This is a genomic window from Saprospiraceae bacterium, from assembly GCA_016714025.1.
Classification (GTDB): Bacteria; Bacteroidota; Bacteroidia; order Chitinophagales; family Saprospiraceae; genus Vicinibacter.
The window spans coordinates 339,952-356,889 of the sequence record JADJOB010000002.1; the positions used below are offsets into that span (position 1 = coordinate 339,952).

The 16,938-nt window shown below is 38.7% G+C and carries 13 protein-coding genes; 8 read left to right on the forward strand and 5 right to left on the reverse strand.

What is annotated here, in order from left to right:
- Window positions 1-17: 17 nt before the first annotated feature.
- Together gyrB and IPJ80_04730 are read right to left on the reverse strand one after the other, a co-directional pair.
- Entirely contained in the window at window positions 18-1,952 is a 1,935-nt protein-coding gene (gyrB, locus tag IPJ80_04725; GenBank protein ID MBK7912784.1) for a DNA topoisomerase (ATP-hydrolyzing) subunit B, read from the reverse strand.
- Window positions 1,953-2,082: 130 nt separating this feature from the next.
- A complete protein-coding gene (locus IPJ80_04730) occupies window positions 2,083-2,574 on the reverse strand; it encodes a TlpA family protein disulfide reductase (GenBank protein ID MBK7912785.1) in 492 nt (163 codons plus the stop codon).
- Between the two features lie 78 nt (window positions 2,575-2,652).
- Here IPJ80_04730 and IPJ80_04735 point away from each other — a divergent pair, with 78 nt between their 5' ends.
- From IPJ80_04735 to IPJ80_04750, 4 genes are all read left to right on the forward strand, one after another.
- Complete coding sequence (locus IPJ80_04735) at window positions 2,653-4,299, forward strand: hypothetical protein (protein MBK7912786.1); 1,647 nt, start codon at window positions 2,653-2,655, stop codon at window positions 4,297-4,299.
- A gap of 279 nt (window positions 4,300-4,578) precedes the next feature.
- Window positions 4,579-5,409, forward strand: coding sequence for an Omp28-related outer membrane protein (locus tag IPJ80_04740; GenBank protein ID MBK7912787.1), 831 nt, complete (start codon window positions 4,579-4,581; stop codon window positions 5,407-5,409).
- A 122-nt stretch (window positions 5,410-5,531) separates the two neighbouring features.
- A complete protein-coding gene (locus tag IPJ80_04745; protein ID MBK7912788.1) occupies window positions 5,532-7,331 on the forward strand; it encodes a tetratricopeptide repeat protein in 1,800 nt (599 codons plus the stop codon).
- Window positions 7,332-7,521: 190 nt separating this feature from the next.
- Window positions 7,522-8,919, forward strand: coding sequence for a hypothetical protein (locus IPJ80_04750; GenBank protein ID MBK7912789.1), 1,398 nt, complete (start codon window positions 7,522-7,524; stop codon window positions 8,917-8,919).
- Here IPJ80_04750 and IPJ80_04755 read toward each other — a convergent pair.
- The 3 genes from IPJ80_04755 to IPJ80_04765 all read right to left on the reverse strand — a co-directional run bounded on the left by IPJ80_04755 (window position 8,890) and on the right by IPJ80_04765 (window position 12,195).
- Window positions 8,890-9,552, reverse strand: coding sequence for a DUF937 domain-containing protein (locus tag IPJ80_04755; GenBank protein MBK7912790.1), 663 nt, complete (start codon window positions 9,550-9,552; stop codon window positions 8,890-8,892). The genes IPJ80_04750 and IPJ80_04755 overlap by 30 nt on opposite strands.
- Before the next feature lie 273 nt (window positions 9,553-9,825).
- A complete protein-coding gene (locus IPJ80_04760; protein MBK7912791.1) occupies window positions 9,826-11,097 on the reverse strand; it encodes a hydroxymethylglutaryl-CoA reductase in 1,272 nt (423 codons plus the stop codon).
- A gap of 87 nt (window positions 11,098-11,184) precedes the next feature.
- On the reverse strand, window positions 11,185-12,195 hold the full coding sequence (locus IPJ80_04765) for a type 2 isopentenyl-diphosphate Delta-isomerase (GenBank protein MBK7912792.1): 1,011 nt from the start codon (window positions 12,193-12,195) through the stop codon (window positions 11,185-11,187).
- A 214-nt stretch (window positions 12,196-12,409) separates the two neighbouring features.
- On the opposite strand from IPJ80_04765, the gene IPJ80_04770 reads away from it, so the two are divergent.
- The 4 genes from IPJ80_04770 to rsgA are packed head-to-tail and all read left to right on the forward strand — an operon-like array spanning window position 12,410 to window position 16,866.
- On the forward strand, window positions 12,410-14,035 hold the full coding sequence (locus IPJ80_04770; GenBank protein MBK7912793.1) for a S8 family peptidase: 1,626 nt from the start codon (window positions 12,410-12,412) through the stop codon (window positions 14,033-14,035).
- Window positions 14,036-14,048: 13 nt separating this feature from the next.
- Entirely contained in the window at window positions 14,049-15,098 is a 1,050-nt protein-coding gene (locus IPJ80_04775; protein ID MBK7912794.1) for a rhodanese-related sulfurtransferase, read from the forward strand.
- 51 nt (window positions 15,099-15,149) lie between these two features.
- A complete protein-coding gene (locus tag IPJ80_04780) occupies window positions 15,150-15,917 on the forward strand; it encodes a geranylgeranylglyceryl/heptaprenylglyceryl phosphate synthase (protein MBK7912795.1) in 768 nt (255 codons plus the stop codon).
- A 1-nt stretch (window position 15,918) separates the two neighbouring features.
- Window positions 15,919-16,866, forward strand: a complete 948-nt coding sequence (gene rsgA / locus IPJ80_04785) for a ribosome small subunit-dependent GTPase A (GenBank protein MBK7912796.1) — start codon at window positions 15,919-15,921, stop codon at window positions 16,864-16,866.
- Window positions 16,867-16,938 lie beyond the last annotated feature (72 nt).

Here is a 16,938-nt window from a genome sequence, read left to right on the forward strand (position 1 = left end):
CTTTAATTCAAGCTAAACTAGATATCAATATTCGCATATACCGCATGTTTTTCTATAAAATCCCTGCGGGGCGGAACATCTTCTCCCATTAAAATTGAAAAATAATAACTTGCATTGGATGCATCTTCAATATCTACCCGGCTTAAGATTCTTCGTGCAGGATCCATGGTAGTTTCCCATAATTGTTCGGCGTTCATTTCACCCAAACCTTTATATCGTTGAATGTGCACACTGTCTTCTTTTCCTTTGCCCAATTCTTCAACAATGGCTATGCGCTCTTTTTCATTCCAGGCATATTTTGCTTCTTTTCCTTTCTTTACTAAATACAAAGGAGGTCGTGCAATAAATAAATGTCCATTCTGAATTAATTCAACCATGTACCTGTAAAAGAATGTAAGAATCAGTGTTGTAATATGCGAACCATCCACGTCCGCGTCGCACATGATCACTACTTTGTGGTAACGAAGTTTATCAATATTTAATTTGCGCTGACCGTCTTCATCTTCAATGATGTGGACGCCCAATGCAGTAAACATATTCTTGATTTCTTCGTTTTCATATATTTTATACTCCAATGCTTTTTCAACATTCAGAATTTTACCACGCAAAGGAAGGATGGCTTGAAAATTTCTGTTACGCCCTTGTTTAGCTGTTCCACCCGCACTATCTCCCTCAACTAAAAACAACTCAGATTCTTCTGCAGAACGCGACGAACAGTCTGCCAATTTTCCGGGAAGTCCGCCTCCGGTTAATACATTTTTCCGCTGAACCATTTCACGTGCTTTGCGAGCAGCATGTCTGGCAGTTGCAGCTAAGATGACTTTATCAATAATACGGCGTGCTTCTTTTGGGTTTTGTTCAAGAAATGCCATCAGGGCATCTCCGACAATTCGTGAAACCACGCCAACCACTTCAGAATTACCCAATTCTCCTTTAGTCTGCCCTTTAAACTGGGGTTCCGGAACTTTGACAGATACTACAGCTGTCAATCCTTCCCGAAAGTCTTCCCCACTGATTTCCATTTTCAACTTACTGAAAAATCCATTGGAATCCCCATATTGCTTAAAAACACGTGCTAGTGCCCGGCGATAACCACTAAGGTGGGTTCCTCCTTCCCGGGTATAAATATTATTTACATAGGACAATACATTTTCCTGAAAACCGGTATTGTATTGCATCGCAATTTCCACTTCAACATTTTCTTCCTTTCCGGTTACATAAATTGGATTTTCTGTTAATGGAGGCCGTCCCTGATCTAAAAACTGAACAAACTCTCTGAGACCCCCTTCTGAAAAGAATTTCTCTTCACGTTGCTGCCCTTCCCGTTCGTCTTTTAAATAAATTGTCAGGCCATTATTTAAAAAAGAGAGTTCCCGGATTCTTTGAGCCAGTGTATCAAAACTATAAATCAGGGTTTCGAAAATTTCTTCATCCGGTCTGAAAATTACCGTCGTCCCCCTGGAATTTGTTTCACCGATTTCACGAACCGATTCTTTTGGCTTTCCTCGCTCATACTCCTGCATATACACCTTCCCTTCCCGGCGAACTTCCACCCGAAGGTAGGCGGACAGGGCATTCACACACGAAACGCCTACTCCGTGCAAACCACCTGAAACTTTATAGGAATCTTTATCAAATTTACCGCCCGCATGCAATACGGTCATAACTACCTCAAGAGCTGATTTCTTGAGTTTCTCATGCATATCAACCGGAATTCCCCGTCCATTGTCTTCAACACGGATGGAATTATCTGGTAGGATATTAACAAGAATATGACTGCAATGACCTGCGAGGTGCTCATCGATCGAGTTATCAATTACCTCCCAAACTAAATGGTGTAAGCCTTTCACATCGGTACTTCCGATGTACATTCCAGGACGTCTTCGTACAGCTTCTAATCCTTCTAATGCCTGTATACTCGATGCGCTGTAATCACTGCCTTTTTGAGTCATATATTTTTATTGAAAATGGACTGCAAAGATAGCAATTTTAAGCCGCAATTTCAGGCTTTTAAATGCATTAAATTAGCTGAAAATTCAGGGTTTTCCAGCGATTTGGTAAAATGAAAATGAATGCAAATTTTTACTTCAAAAATGACTTGAGTTTGTTCTCGAGTTCATATTCATCTCCGGGGGTATACCCATTGTGTGTATAAAGGATCGTGCCGCTTGCATCTACTACAAATGTTTGCGGAATGGATTGAAAATTTAAATTGCGGAGCATGTCTTTATTTGCATCTGAAAGTATCGTATAATCCCATGCTTTTTGACTAACCAATGGTTTCACCTTGTTTAAGGCCTGTGCGTCATCGATCGTTACAGCCACAACTTCTACACCCATTTTCTGCCATTCAGGGTAAAGTGGTTTGATTGCATCCAGTTCTTTTTTACATGGGGAACACCAGGTTGCCCAAAAACTGATAACGGTCAATTTATTTTTTGCAAAGCTCGCATTTAGGTTTACTGCTTTTCCATCCAGGGATTTCAAATTGGCAGTAGGAAATTTCTTATCGCCAATTGTAAAGGATAAAAGTGCAAAACTCAAGATGAGGCCAAAGGCTGAAAAGGTTTTCATTTGATTTAATTGTTTTTTGATGCTGTAAAATTCTTTAAAATATTCCGTTACTTTATCCCAGCATAAATCAATTAACGAATGTTTAACCAGAGTATAAAACTAGCCCTGCTTTGTTGTATTGTATTCAATATCAATCTTATACATGCACAGGACCAATTGATTTTGGGAGGGGGATTTCAAACCAATGCCAACTTATTTATCCGGGATAGTTTGAGGGAAGCCTATAAAAGTCCACAATACTCCTATCAATTGTTTGGATCAGAATCCTGGTTGGATCTTACCGCTTCCTACCAGGGTTTTACCGGAGCCATCCGTTTTGATGCATTTAATAATTCTAATTTACGGAATCCGGTTGCTTCTCATACAGATTTCGGGATTGGAAAATGGTACATCCAAAAAGAAACCGATCAGTTTGAAGTCGCTGCCGGGTATCTCTACGATCAAATAGGCAGTGGAATCATTTATCGTGCTTATGAAGAACGTGCCCAACTCATAGACAATGCGCTAATTGGTGTATCCGGGAAGTATAAATGGAATGACAATTGGTCGGTTCGTGGATTTGTAGGCAAACAAAAAAATTTATTCGACTCCTACAATGCAGTATTAAAGGGAGTTGCTGTTTCGGGATTCTATAAACCAACCGATAGCAGCAGTTGGAGTATTGCCCCCGGTTTTGGATTTGTAAATCGCACATTTGGTGAGGCCATTGTAAACCAATTGACAGGAATTCTTTCAAACTACCATCCGGTAGATCAATTTAATCCCTATTACAACAGCAATTCAGTAAGCATTTTCAATAATTTAAACTGGAAAGATTTTTCCTGGTATTTTGAAACTGCATATAAACCCAAAGATATTTTTGAAGACGACAAAGCCATCAAACGCGATCCAATAGATACCATTACAACAACTACCACCGGTAAATTGGTATCCAAAGAAGGCACTGTATTTTATACGAGCTTGTCTTATGCCAAACATAAACTCGGTATTACTGCTGAATTCAAACGCACGGATGGATTTTTATTCCGTACCGAACCCTTACTCAGTAAAAACAATGGATTGATCGGCTACATTCCACCCATGGCTAAAATAAACACCTTTCGCCTAACTTCCTTCTATTATCCGGCAACCCAATTTTTAGATGAAATGGCTTATCAATTTGACATCAAATATGGATTGGGAGAGCACTGGAATCTGTCTTTAAATCTTTCAGAAATTCGGGATAAAAATTTTGACAAACAATATTATAGGGAGATTTATGCAGAAGCCATTTATAAACACGATCAAAAGTGGCAACTGACTGGAGGTATCCAACATCAGTTTTTTAATTTGGATTTATACTATCAGAAAGTTGGTGAAGCAGATGTAAAAACCATCACACCGTTTGTTGAATATTTATATCGCTTTACACGCAAAACATCCTTGCGTATAGAATCACAATATATGAATAACGACCATGACACCGGTTCTTGGATCTTTGGTTTGGCAGAATTGGGCATTGCACCGCATTTCTTATTTGAAATTTCTGATATGTACAATGCTAAACCTACCAAAGGACATGATGATCTGCATTACATTTCAGGTGGAATGGTTTATACAAGAGGATCCAATCGATTCGGACTGCGATACGTTCAGCAACGGGAAGGCATCATCTGTTCCGGCGGTATTTGCAGATTGGAACCTGCATTTAGCGGGATGCGATTGAGTATTACGAGTACGTTTTGAGGAAGTTGATAGGTGATGGTTGATAGGTGATGGTTGATAGGTGATAGTTGATGGTTGATGGGTGATGGGTGATGGGTGATGGTTGATGGGTGATGGGTGATGGGTGATGGGTGATGGGTGATGGGTGATGGGTGATAGGTGATGGTTGATGGTTGATAGTTGGAATATAATTTCGTTGCGAATTTGCGTCTTTGCGAGAATCAAATTTTGAAAAATGGATTTTTATATTCGTATTTACTACTTGCGAAAATTGTTTTGAGTCTAATAATAATTTCTAATATGAAAAAAATACTTTTCATTTTAATTTCTATTTCAGTTCTCCTTTCTTGTTCGGATTGGGAAGTCGAAATCCCATTAAATAACAACACGACCCCACCTGAAAAAACGAAACGCGTGGTGTTGATTGAAGAATTTACAGGCGCTTCCTGTGTAAATTGTCCAAAAGGAATTGCTCAAACCACTGCGATCCGCAATGCGTATCCCGACAATGTAGTCGTGGTGGCAGTGCATTCCAATTTTCTAGGCGCTCCTGCCACTGCCGGTCAGGTAAATTTAAGAACTCCCGATGCACAAGCCATTGAAGCCTTTTTAGGCAGCTGGTTTTCAAAACCAGAAGCTGCTTTCAACCGAAAATACGATGATGCCAATCAAACCTACCGATATGGTTCACCAGATAGTTGGCGAGGCATCGTAGAAGAGGAATTGAAGAAAGATCCAATGGTCGAATTGATTATAGATAAAAGCTTTAATGAAACCACCCGAGAATTAAAAGTAACATTAAAAGTAAAAGGTCTAGTTGCAATTTCTAAACCATTGCACATCCATTGTGGCATTACAGAATCCGAAATCATTGCGGATCAATTAGATAATACCGGCAAATTAATTGACTTTGTACACAACCATGCTTTGCGTAAAATGCTATCCCCAATTCCTGGTGATAAAATTGCTGATGGAATCGCCGTGAATCAAGCTTTAGAGCAAGAATACAACTTTACTTTACCCATAGACAACATCCTTTGGAAACCAGAACATTGTGAGATTTTTGCCTACGTTTCATTGGATGAAACTGAAAAATACATTCTCCAGGCTGCTGAAGTTAAATTGAAATAATCTTTCCCCATCCCAAAGCTGGGGTTTAAACCCCAGCTTTGGGATGGGGAAGGGAATGGGACTCGTGGTGGACCTTACAATCCATCAAAAACTATTTACCTTAAAAATTCGTTTTAGACCTTATGCGCATGTTTCTTTTGTTTTTTGTTTTGTTTTTGAATTCGGGATTGCAGGCCCAGGATCCGCGTCTTGCTCAACAGTATTTTAATGATGGTGAATATGAAAAAGCGGCTAGCCTGTATCAATCCATGTACCAAAAAAATCCAGGAAATGACAATTTTTTCAGTCGATATCTGGATTGCCTGATGCTATTGAAACGCTATGAAGAATGCGAGAACATTGTTCGCACAGAAATAAATAAGAGACCCAAAGAGGTGAGTTTATATGCTACTTATGGGAATCTGTTAATCAATCGAAATCAACCGGAGAAAGCTGAAAAACAATTTAATGAGGCCATCGATAAATTGGGACCGGATGTGTCGGTAATCCACCGGCTTGCAAATGTGTTCATCCAGAATGCGCGATACGACCTGGCAATTAAGACCTATGAAAAAGGTGAGAAAATTTTAAAACCCCAGGCTTATTTTACCTACAATCTTGCAGATTTGTATCGGAGGAAAGGAGATATCGAAACCATGGTTCGGTATTTATTGGATGGGATCGAAAACAATTCGGTTCAGCTCATGAGCGTCCAGAGTTTATTGATTGCCTATTTAAGTCCGGAACAGTACCAAATTCTGACGGAACAAATTTATCAACGACTTGAAAAAAATCCAGAAGCCATTCCTGAAGCTGAGTTGCTTCAATGGGCTCTAACTCAGATGAAGGAATATGCCGGAGCATTGCGTCAGGCAAAAGCATTGGATCGAAAACTTAAAGAAAATGGAACCCGTGTTTACAATTTGGCGATGGCCGCAGCGGTTGATAATGATTTGCGGACAGCAATCGATGGTTTTAATTACATTAAGGAAGCCGGACCTTCGGGTTCATATTATCACGATGCCAATCGCCAGGTCCTGGCATGCAGACGGCGCATGATTGTAGATCAGAATGATTATAAAACCCAGGATTTGTTATCGCTCGAAACGGATTATCAGAATTATAAAAATGAATTTGGCAGCAATTATTTATCTGCATCCTTATTGATAGAATATGCTGAATTGGAAGCTCGCTATTTAAACAATTTGCCAAAAGCAATCAGTATTCTATTGGAAGTTGTCAACAGCAATTATATTGAAATGCATTTAAAAGCGCAAGCCAAATTGGATTTAGCTGATTATTATTTGATCAGTGGGGAGCGATGGGAAGCCAGTTTATTGTATTCACAAGTGGACAAAGATTTTAAGGAAGACGAGTTGGGTGAAATGGCCCGGTTCCGAAATGCACGACTCTCGTATTTCGCTGGAGATTTTAGTTGGGCACAGGAACAGTTTAGTATTTTAAAGCGTGCTACCAGTAAACTGATTTCAAACGATGCCATTGATTTATCCGTATTTATCCAGGATAATTTAAACCAGGATACCACCGGTGAATCCTTAATGTTGTATTCACAAGCAGAACTCAAAGTATTTCAAAATCAATACGATTCTGCCCTTGTTAAATTAAATCAAATCCCCTTCACCGATCCGGATTCAAAATATCTGGAAGATGATGTTTGGTTTTTGGAAGCGCGTATTTATAATCATCAGAAAAAAACCGAATTAGCTATTCAGAAATACGAGCTGATTCTTGAAAAACATAAAGAAGAAATACGTGCTGACAATTCCCTCTATGAACTTGCAAAAATTTACGACTACCAGCTCAACAATAAAGAAAAATCCAAAGAGCTTTACGAAAAATTATTTGTGGATTTTAGCAACTCCGTTTTAGCTGTAGAAGCTCGCAAACGTTATCGGATATTGCGTGGGGATAAGGTACAATAAAAATGCTCCAACGAATTTTATTTTAATTTATTTCAAATTCATTCTTTTTTTAATTTCATTTACTTTAGTAAATAAAGCATCCTATTCTTGCTACAATTTCAATACTGATTCGTTATCTTATTAAAGCAGCAAGAAACATTAGCTAGTTTAATTACTGCATAGCTTTTACTACTAACTATCCTTTACGAATATGATATCATCATTGCATATACGGCAACGTATGCGGGTTATTGGATTGATCCTATTGGGAAGTATTGTAATGTTAAGACTGGCATTTTACAATTCATTTCCTTTTGTTTATCCAGATACCGGCACCTATATCCGATCAGGATATGAATTGATCCTGCCGATCGACAGACCCATATTTTATGGTTTATTCATTAGGCTGTTAAGTTTTTCTACCACACTTTGGAATGTAGTAATTTTTCAAAGTTTAATCACAGCCTATTTAATTTATTTAACGCTTCGCATTTTTATAAACGATAAACTGTTTAATTTTTATTATTTGCTTTTAATTGCTGGATTAAGTATTACAACGGGCATAAGTTTTAATGTAAGCATGCTGACTCCGGATATATTCACTTCGTGTCTTTTTCTCAGCATGTTTATTTTAATGACAGTTCCAGAAATTAACAACTTTCACAAGGTATCGCTCTATCTTATTTTGATCACAAGCATTCTCACCCACCATTCACATGTATTGATAGCAATTCTTAGTGTATTCATTTCTTACTTTTTAATCGGTTTATTAAAATACAACCGAACAAATAATTATTTAAAGCTATTAATACCCATTGGTTTTAGTTTGGTAATTGCAGTTTTTACAAATTATAGTTTAAGTCATAAATGGAATATCTCCCAGGCATCGCATGCATTTATATTAAATAAGTTGCATGAAAACGAACTTTTAGTACCTTATTTAACCAAGCACTGTACAAAGTCTCCAAGCTATTTATGCGCATTAAAAGACAGTCTTCCCTGGGACTTAATTTGGGATAGTAAAAGTCCGATAACAAATTCCGGTGACTGGAATTTGCATAAATCAGAAGATGAAGGTTTAATAAAAGCAATATTAATTTCACCAGAATTTGGCTCCTTGTTTTTATTAAAAAGTTTTCAACAAACCATAAAACAACTATTTAAATTCAATACCGGAGATGCGCCAACAGGTGATATGGCCATTCCACCATTAATTGAAATTAGAACTCATTTGCCTTCCGAAAGAAAGGAATTTCTTGCAGGACTACAATTCAATAAATTATTGGATTTCAAAATACTCAATGCAATCCAGACGGTTATTGTGTATTTGGCTTTGTGCATCCTATTACTTCCTTTTGTTTTAAAAGAAAATTATTGGGACTTTAAATTAAAACAAGGAATTTTATTCTTGATGGTATTTGAAATCTGCAATGCGTTTATATGCAGCAGTTTTTCAACAGTTTTGGATCGGTATCAAAGTCGGATCATTTGGCTTATCCCCTTATTTGCTTTGATCATTCTGTTCCAAATCCTTTTGAAACAGTATGCTATTCAAAACAGTGGCAACAAACAAGATGAATTATCTTCCTTTAAAAATACTTCCGAGTAATTTACCAAATAAGCCACCAGCCTGAGGAGCTTGTGATTGAGCAGTTTGTTGTTCCTGAGGAGCGGATTGTGAACCTCCTAGCACGCCACCCAATACGGTGCCGATCAAATCTCCAAATCCGCCACCCTGTGCAGATTGTGCTGATCCCATCAAAATAGAAGCAAGATCAAATAAACCTCCTCCAGCACCTTGTCCCTGTGTTGTATTTGAATTGCGCAACTTCCCAATCAATCCCATGACAATGGGTGCCAAAATGGGCATTAACTTCATGATTTGCCCCATATTCAACCCGGAACTCTGACTGACTTGTTGAGCGACTTGTTCTTGTTTTCCTCCTAAAATATGATTTAAGATGCCTAAACCATTGGTTGCAGGCGATGCACCTTGCGCCATACCGCCTACCAATCCCATGATATCATCCAAAACCGAACCGTCATGATCCCGATCCAATGCAGCTGATAATGCAGATAATCCAGAAGGGCTGGCTGCATTGTTTGCCAAACCACCTACCAAAGAAGCAAAAATACCTCCAGCAGCCTGAGCCGTTTGCTCTTCGCTGGCACCAATTTGCTCACTTACTTGTGTCAATACATTTCCACTTAATTGCTCTTGAAGCAGTTGCATCAGATCCATACAATACAAAATTTGGGTTAGGAATATAGGGGAAACAAATTATCAAGGAAAAGGTTCAATTTTTCTTTCTATTTGTCAGACTGGGGATTTAGTCTATAGACTGTAGTCTATGGTCTATAGACTATAGTCTATAGAAAGGAAGCTTATAATTCATTTTAAAATAAACTATTGAAGCCTTAACAAAATCCAATTAAAACATTAGACAATTAAACCATTAAAAATTGAACCATTGCAGCATTGAAAAATTGCAGCATTTCCCTACAGACTTCCTCTCTACAGACTCTCTTTCCTATTCAATTTTTCCAAAAAACTACGAACTGCATTGAAACTGATCGTATTTTTTGCAAAGTGAATTTTGGCTGCTTCAATTTGAGATTCACTGGCTTTAAAATGTTGCAAGATATTGACCAGATGCATTTTCATGTGTCCGTATTGTATGCCGGTGGTAACCAAAGAACGAATGGCTGCAAAATTTTGTGCCAATCCGGTAGCTGCTGTAATCATCATCAAGTTTTCTGCAGATGGATTTTCTAATAATTCAAGGGATCGTTTAGCCATTGGATGTAAAGTTGTTAATCCTCCAACTGTTCCCAATGCAAGTGGAAGTTCTAAAGAAAAATAAAACTGATCGCCATCGATTTTACAATCACTCAAACTGCTGTATTGTCCGTTTCTTGCAGCGTATGCATGACCACAGGCTTCAACGGCTCTAAAATCATTGGCAGTAGCCAATACCACCGCATCAATGCCATTAAAAATTCCTTTGTTGTGGGTGACTGCACGATATGGATCTGCTTTTGCAATTTGTACTGCAGTATAAAAACGCTCTGCAAATTCTGTTGCATTTAAATTGCCAGCAAATTCACCCAATTCTGAAATCTTACATTGCACCCAGGTGCGTACCAGGCATTCGGGTGTGTAATTAGATAATATGCTCATGATAATTTCAACATCCCGAAATTCATCATCCAGCTCCTCCGCATTCATAAAATAGCTTTCTAAACTGCCGCTAAAGGATTCTAAACAGGAATTAATAAAATTTGCCCCCATCGAATCGCAGGTTTGAAATCCAATCAACAATTGAAAATAATTTTCAATGCCATCCAATTGTTTGAGTTCAAAATTTTCAACACCTCCTCCTCGTTCAAACATATTTTTTGTCACATCTTTTGCCTTCTCTAACATCAGCTGTCTGATTGCTGGTAGATGGCTTTGCAATTGATCGAATTGACCTTTCCATTTAAAATGAATCTGACCTAGTTTTTTTGTGTTGATGACTTCTGCATGAATCCCTCCGCGATCCATCCAAAATTTTGCTGCAGATGCTGCGGCAGCAACTACACTGCTTTCCTCGGTAACCAGGGGCACGCAATACGTCTTGCCATTGATTAAAAAATTGGGCGCTACACTGTATGGCAATGGAAAATTAGTAATGGTATTTTCACTAAATCCATCCAATATTTTTTGCTGGTCTTCATTGTGATGCCAATAACTCATAAGTTCATGCATCACATTTTCAGGATCTTTAAAAAAATGCTCTACCATCCATTTGATTTTACCTCGCTTGGATAGTTTTGAAAATCCGGATATTTTTTTCCCGGATTCCGGAGCCGTTTTTTTAGTGTCCAATGATTATTTAACTTTTAAAAAAGAAAATGCAAGATTTAAACCACGAATTTGTTGTTGAATATAATATCGCAACTCTTCATAAGATCCTTGTGCGTATTTTAAAAAACCAGAAGCTTGTCCGTAAAGTGCCGGTATCTTGCTTTTGCTGATATAGTAATACCCATCGAGATAATCGCGAACCCCTCCTGATACAATCAATTGTTTGCAGGCAATGACTTCATTTGCTGCAAGGGCATTGCAATAATGCATCATTTCCTCCGCGGAATGTCCAATTTGAGCCAATCCGGCTAAAAGACTTGGTGTACCTTCTTTGCGATTCAATTCAAGCAATGCAAAATTGGTTCCTCCAAAAGCTCCAAATTCGATGGCCTGTAAAGGTAGTTGCAACAATGCTTTTAAACTTTCAGGTCCCATGCCTTGTCCAACTTCTTTAACAATCACCGGAAAACTAAATTGGTCCAATACTTTTTTTATGGTATCGATAGGCGGATTTTTAAAGCGGTCTCCTTCAGCCTGCATAAACTCTTGCAATGGATTGACGTGAATAATCAATCCATCAGCTCGCAGCATATCCACCAATTTTTTAATTAATTCCTGTTTGGATTGCATAAACCATTGCTCAATTTGTGCAATCCCTAAATTGATATACAAAGGCAAATCATTTCCTATAAGTTCCCGCATATCAAAATCCGGTAACAATTCTGGGTGTTCTATTAATTTTCGACAGGAACCGAGCCCCATGCCTAAACCAAATTCCCGGCAGGCCAAAGCCAGATTTTCATTTATTTTTTTTGCTTGTGCTGTGCCACCGGTCATGCTGGATACCCAGATCGGATAGGATAAAGTCTTATTGCCAAAAGCAATGGCTTGAATTTGATTTTCTGATGGATGCTTGCTTAAAACGGGCTCATAATAAAAACGGGCATCCAAATCCGGAATGCCGGTTTGTGACTTAAAAGCCAGCTCGATATGATCTTTTTTACGGTCGGATCGGTTTTCTGGAAAACTTGCCATTTAGTGATTTGTACATGAATAACAAAACCGTGTAAAATTAGATTAATTAACCCAGAGCCTGGATTTTACGTTATATGTTTATAACAAGAATTTGAACGCCAACAAAATATTCAATAAATTTGCAAAAAATTCAGCGATGAAGCCTTATATATTACTATTTATTTTAATATCTTCTTCCAGCCACTCACAGATTTCGTCTGATTTGTTAAAAAAAATGGAAACAAACCAAAAAATACCGGTTTTAATCCAATTTAAACAACAAGCAGATCTTTCTGGTATCAATTACAATTGGAGTAAAGAACAAAAAGCAGCTTATGCTTATCAGGTCCTAAATCATACCTCGGGATTAAGTCAAAAAAAATGTCAGGAATTACTCCAGTCAAAAGACATCTCCTTCCGATCCTTTTATTTGGTGAATGCACTTTGGGCTGAACTGACGAAGGAAACTATCCTACAAATTGCCACGCTCGAAGAGGTCGACCGGATCAGTTACGATTCTCCGCAACGGGGAGTTCCTCAACAGGATCCAAGCGTTCAATTAACACAAAGGGCTCCAGAGATTACCTGGGGCATCAAACGAGTCGGTGCTGACCAGGTCTGGGATTTGGGAATTAAAGGTCAGGGCATTGTTGTAGCCGGTGAAGATACCGGGGTACGCTGGGATGTCGCCGCTATCAAAGCGCGTTATCGTGGAAATACCAATGGACTGATCGATCACAATTACAATTGGCACGATGCCATTCATCAAATCAGTCCCTTGAGTGGCAATCCAACCAATCCTTGCGGACTGGATCTTAAAGAACCTTGCGATGACAATTCACACGGTACCCACACCGTTGGGACCATGATCGGTGAAACCGCAGAACATGCCATAGGTATGGCTCCGGAAGCTCAATGGATTGGATGCCGGAATATGGAACAAGGAAATGGTGCTCCCTCTACATATATTGAATGTTTTGAGTTTTTTCTGGCGCCTTATGACTTAGATGGAAAAAATCCTAAACCTGAATTGGCACCACATGTCATTAACAACAGTTGGTATTGCAGTTTAGAAGAAGGTTGTGACACCACTGTATTTCCAATTATGGAATTGGTTGTAGAAAATTTACGTAAAGCGGGAGTCGTGGTCGTTGTTTCAGCGGGCAATGACGGTGCCGCTTGCAATACGTTGCGACATGTTCCAGCCATTTACGATGGAAGTTTTTCGGTTGGTGCTTTTCATCCTGACAATCACATCAGCAATTTCAGCAGCAACGGTCCGGTAAATAATTACAAAGCCACACGAATCAAACCAAATGTAGTGGCACCGGGTTCAGATGTATTGTCAACCCTGCCCGACGGCCAATTTGCATCCTGGAATGGAACCAGCATGGCCGGTCCGCATGTCGCAGGCTTAGTTGCCTTGATGATTTCTGCCAATCCGCTTTTAGCCGGACGGGTTGAAACCATTGAAAGCATTATTGAAGAAACCGCCGAACCTTATGTGGCTGATTTTGATTGCTTTCCTTACTCTGGAACCCGCATTCCAAACAATACTTACGGTTACGGTTTGATCGATGCGTTGAAAGCAGTAAAAAAAGCACAATTGTATGTGGGTACCATAGAAAACGAAGCCACTGCATTTCGAATTTATCCAAATCCGGTGTACGATGTGTTGCAAATTGAAATTCTCAAAGGAATGCAAACTGAATTTGTACTTATGGACGCTTTGGGAAAAGAGTTAAAACGCATTTCGTTTAATGACAAACAACACACCGAAAATTTATCGGAGCTGAAACCGGGAGTTTATTTTATCCAATCTGTTTCCGGAACAGAAAAAAGGTCTTTTGTAAAAATGTAAGGCTTGGTTTTTTATGAGAAAACTTTACAATACCATCAACAGGGAAATCTTGATTGAAAAAATGCGAAGCAGTCAGGAAGAACGCATCACCATTTCATTTTATAAATATTGTAAAATTTTAAATCCGGATTTTTTTCGAAATTACTTATTCGAAAAACTGGATGATCTGGGCACCTTGGGAAGAATTTATTTGGCACACGAAGGAATCAATGCACAGATTTCTGTTCCAAAAGAAAATTTAAGCTTGTTTAAAAGCACGCTGGATGAGATCGAATTTTTAAAAAACATCCGTTTGAATTATGCTATAGAAGATGATGGCAAATCATTTTTCAAACTCGTCATCAAACGACGTACTAAAATCGTTGCCGACGGCATTGAGGACCCTGAATTTGATGTAACCCAATGCGGAGTGCATGTCGATGCAGCAGATTTTAATAAGCTGTGCAATCAACCCGATACGCTCATCGTTGACATGCGCAACCATTATGAATCAGAAATTGGTCATTTTGAAAATGCCATCACCCCGGATGTCGTTACGTTTCGGGAATCTCTTCCGATCATTGCCACTCAGTTGGAGGAATACAAGGATAAAAACATACTCATGTATTGTACCGGTGGCATTCGCTGTGAAAAAGCAAGTGCATTTATGAAATACAAAGGCTTTAAACATGTATTTCAATTAAATGGCGGCATCATTGAATATGCCAGACAAGTAAAATCACAAAATCTTGAAAATAAATTTTTAGGAAAGAATTTTGTATTTGACGAACGATTGGGCGAACGGATCACCGATTCAGTAATCAGTCATTGTCATCAATGTGGTGCTGTTTGTGATCATCACGTCAATTGCAAAAACGATCAATGCCATATTTTATTTATACAATGCCCGGAATGTGCAATTAAATACGAAGCGTGTTGTTCGAAGCGCTGTGCAGATTTTATTAAACTCGATGCCATCACACAAGAACAAATCAAACCAACGCTTGAATTTAATGGAAGTAAATTTTCAAAAGGCCGTTACAAAGCTTTGGGAAAAGACGAAGCCCTCAATTTGAGTGAATAATTTGCAGCTATTGGCTAAAGCTTCTAAAGAACCCATTATTAAATTGCAAACATGTCAAAACAGCTGTTAAAAGGAATCTTGAAAAAAAAATCACTTGGCATTAAAAGCCTGGCTGTTTTAATTGATCCCGATTATCTGAAATTAAAAAATCTCGAACAAACCCTTGCATTGTCACAAAAGCAAGGCGTTGATTATTTTTTTCTGGGCGGCAGTTTAATCTTACAGGATCGGATGGATGAAACCATCAAGTTGATTCGTGAGATGACCAATATTCCTATTGTACTCTTTCCCGGAAATAGTCAACAGATACATCCCGGAGCGGATGCAATTTTATTATTGTCATTAATTTCCGGAAGAAATCCCGACTATTTAATTGGTAAACATGTTGAATCCGCCATGCGACTCAAAGCCAGTCAACTGGAAGTCATTTCAACCGCTTACTTATTGATAGATGGTGCGCAAGCCAACACGGCGGCTTATATCAGTCAAACCCAACCCATACCTGCCAATAAGCCGGATATTGCTCTGGCGACAGCCATGGCAGGTGAGTTGCTCAATATGCAATTGCTTTATCTGGATGCAGGAAGTGGTGCCAGAAAACCAGTTCCGGAAACCATGATTCAAAAATTGAGTGCCCACATCCGTTTGCCAATCCTTGTAGGTGGTGGAATTCGCGATGAGGAAACCGTTTACAACATCCTTCAGGCAGGAGCAGATCTGATTGTCGTTGGAAATTTATTGGAAGAAGATCCCAAACAACTCAAAACCATTGCAGAATTGGTAAAGAACCATTCACCGCTACAAGTAAAAAAATCCTGAAATGCATGGATTGATTTTTCGCTCCACAGGAAGTTGGTATGAAGTCTGGGTAAATGAAATTCAAAAAACCATTCCCAGCAGGATTGTCGGAAAACTAAAACTTGATAAAGAAAATTTAACCAATCCGGTGGCCGTTGGAGATGAAGTGGAAGTCGAATTGGAAGATGAAATCAATGGTTTAATTAAATCTGTACTTCCCCGTAAAAATTACATCGCCCGGCAATCGCCGAAATCCCGAATGCAATTGCATTTAATTGCCTGCAACATTGACCAGGCCATTTTAATTACCAGCATTCGCGAACCCGATTTGAAAGCCGGATTTATCGATCGTTTTTTATTGACCACAGAACCTCAAAATATTCCGGTCCTTCTTGTTTTTAATAAATGGGATATTTATACAGAAGTAGACCGAATGATCTTTTCGGATATTAAAAATTTGTACGAAAAAATCGGATATCAAGTTTTGGCGGTTTCTTCCAAAGATCAAACCGGCATCAAGACCCTCACACAATGCATCCAGGGTAAAGTAAATTTGTTTTCCGGTCAATCGGGTGTAGGAAAATCATCCATAATCAACAGCCTGCAACCCGATTTAAAATTAAAAACAAGTCAACTGTCCGGATACAGTGGCAAAGGCATCCATACCACCACTTTTGCAGAAATGTTTCCGGTAAATAAAAACACCTTCATCATCGATACGCCCGGAATTAAATCCTTGTCCTTTAACAATCTTGGCATCATGGATGTAGCCCACAATTACCGTGAATTTTTTGAAGCTTCGGTCGATTGCAAATTTGGTTCTCAGTGCACCCACCGTAACGAACCCGATTGTGCCGTAAAAGAAAAAATGCTCGCCGGAATGATCAGTGAGGTCCGTTATAAAAACTATCTGAATGTATTAGAAGAAATTGATGCGCAAAATTATTGGGAACGGAATAAAAAATATTGAAAGCGCATTTATTTAGTTAATCATTAAAACAGATTACAAATTTTAAACTTGAATCTATTATAAAATTAAATC

What these genes read in the sequence shown, in the direction of transcription:
- IPJ80_04735 (MBK7912786.1), top strand. Translation starts at nt 2,653, where the DNA reads ATGTTTAACCAGAGTATAAAACTAGCCCTGCTTTGTTGTATTGTATTC.
- IPJ80_04745 (MBK7912788.1), top strand. Translation starts at nt 5,532, where the DNA reads ATGCGCATGTTTCTTTTGTTTTTTGTTTTGTTTTTGAATTCGGGATTG.
- gyrB (MBK7912784.1), bottom strand. Translation starts at nt 1,952, where the DNA reads ATGACTCAAAAAGGCAGTGATTACAGCGCATCGAGTATACAGGCATTA.
- IPJ80_04765 (MBK7912792.1), bottom strand. Translation starts at nt 12,195, where the DNA reads ATGGCAAGTTTTCCAGAAAACCGATCCGACCGTAAAAAAGATCATATC.
- rsgA (MBK7912796.1), top strand. Translation starts at nt 15,919, where the DNA reads ATGCATGGATTGATTTTTCGCTCCACAGGAAGTTGGTATGAAGTCTGG.
- IPJ80_04740 (MBK7912787.1), top strand. Translation starts at nt 4,579, where the DNA reads ATGAAAAAAATACTTTTCATTTTAATTTCTATTTCAGTTCTCCTTTCT.
- IPJ80_04780 (MBK7912795.1), top strand. Translation starts at nt 15,150, where the DNA reads ATGTCAAAACAGCTGTTAAAAGGAATCTTGAAAAAAAAATCACTTGGC.
- IPJ80_04760 (MBK7912791.1), bottom strand. Translation starts at nt 11,097, where the DNA reads ATGGTAGAGCATTTTTTTAAAGATCCTGAAAATGTGATGCATGAACTT.
- IPJ80_04775 (MBK7912794.1), top strand. Translation starts at nt 14,049, where the DNA reads ATGAGAAAACTTTACAATACCATCAACAGGGAAATCTTGATTGAAAAA.
- IPJ80_04770 (MBK7912793.1), top strand. Translation starts at nt 12,410, where the DNA reads ATGGAAACAAACCAAAAAATACCGGTTTTAATCCAATTTAAACAACAA.
- IPJ80_04730 (MBK7912785.1), bottom strand. Translation starts at nt 2,574, where the DNA reads ATGAAAACCTTTTCAGCCTTTGGCCTCATCTTGAGTTTTGCACTTTTA.
- IPJ80_04755 (MBK7912790.1), bottom strand. Translation starts at nt 9,552, where the DNA reads ATGGATCTGATGCAACTGCTTCAAGAGCAATTAAGTGGAAATGTATTG.
- IPJ80_04750 (MBK7912789.1), top strand. Translation starts at nt 7,522, where the DNA reads ATGATATCATCATTGCATATACGGCAACGTATGCGGGTTATTGGATTG.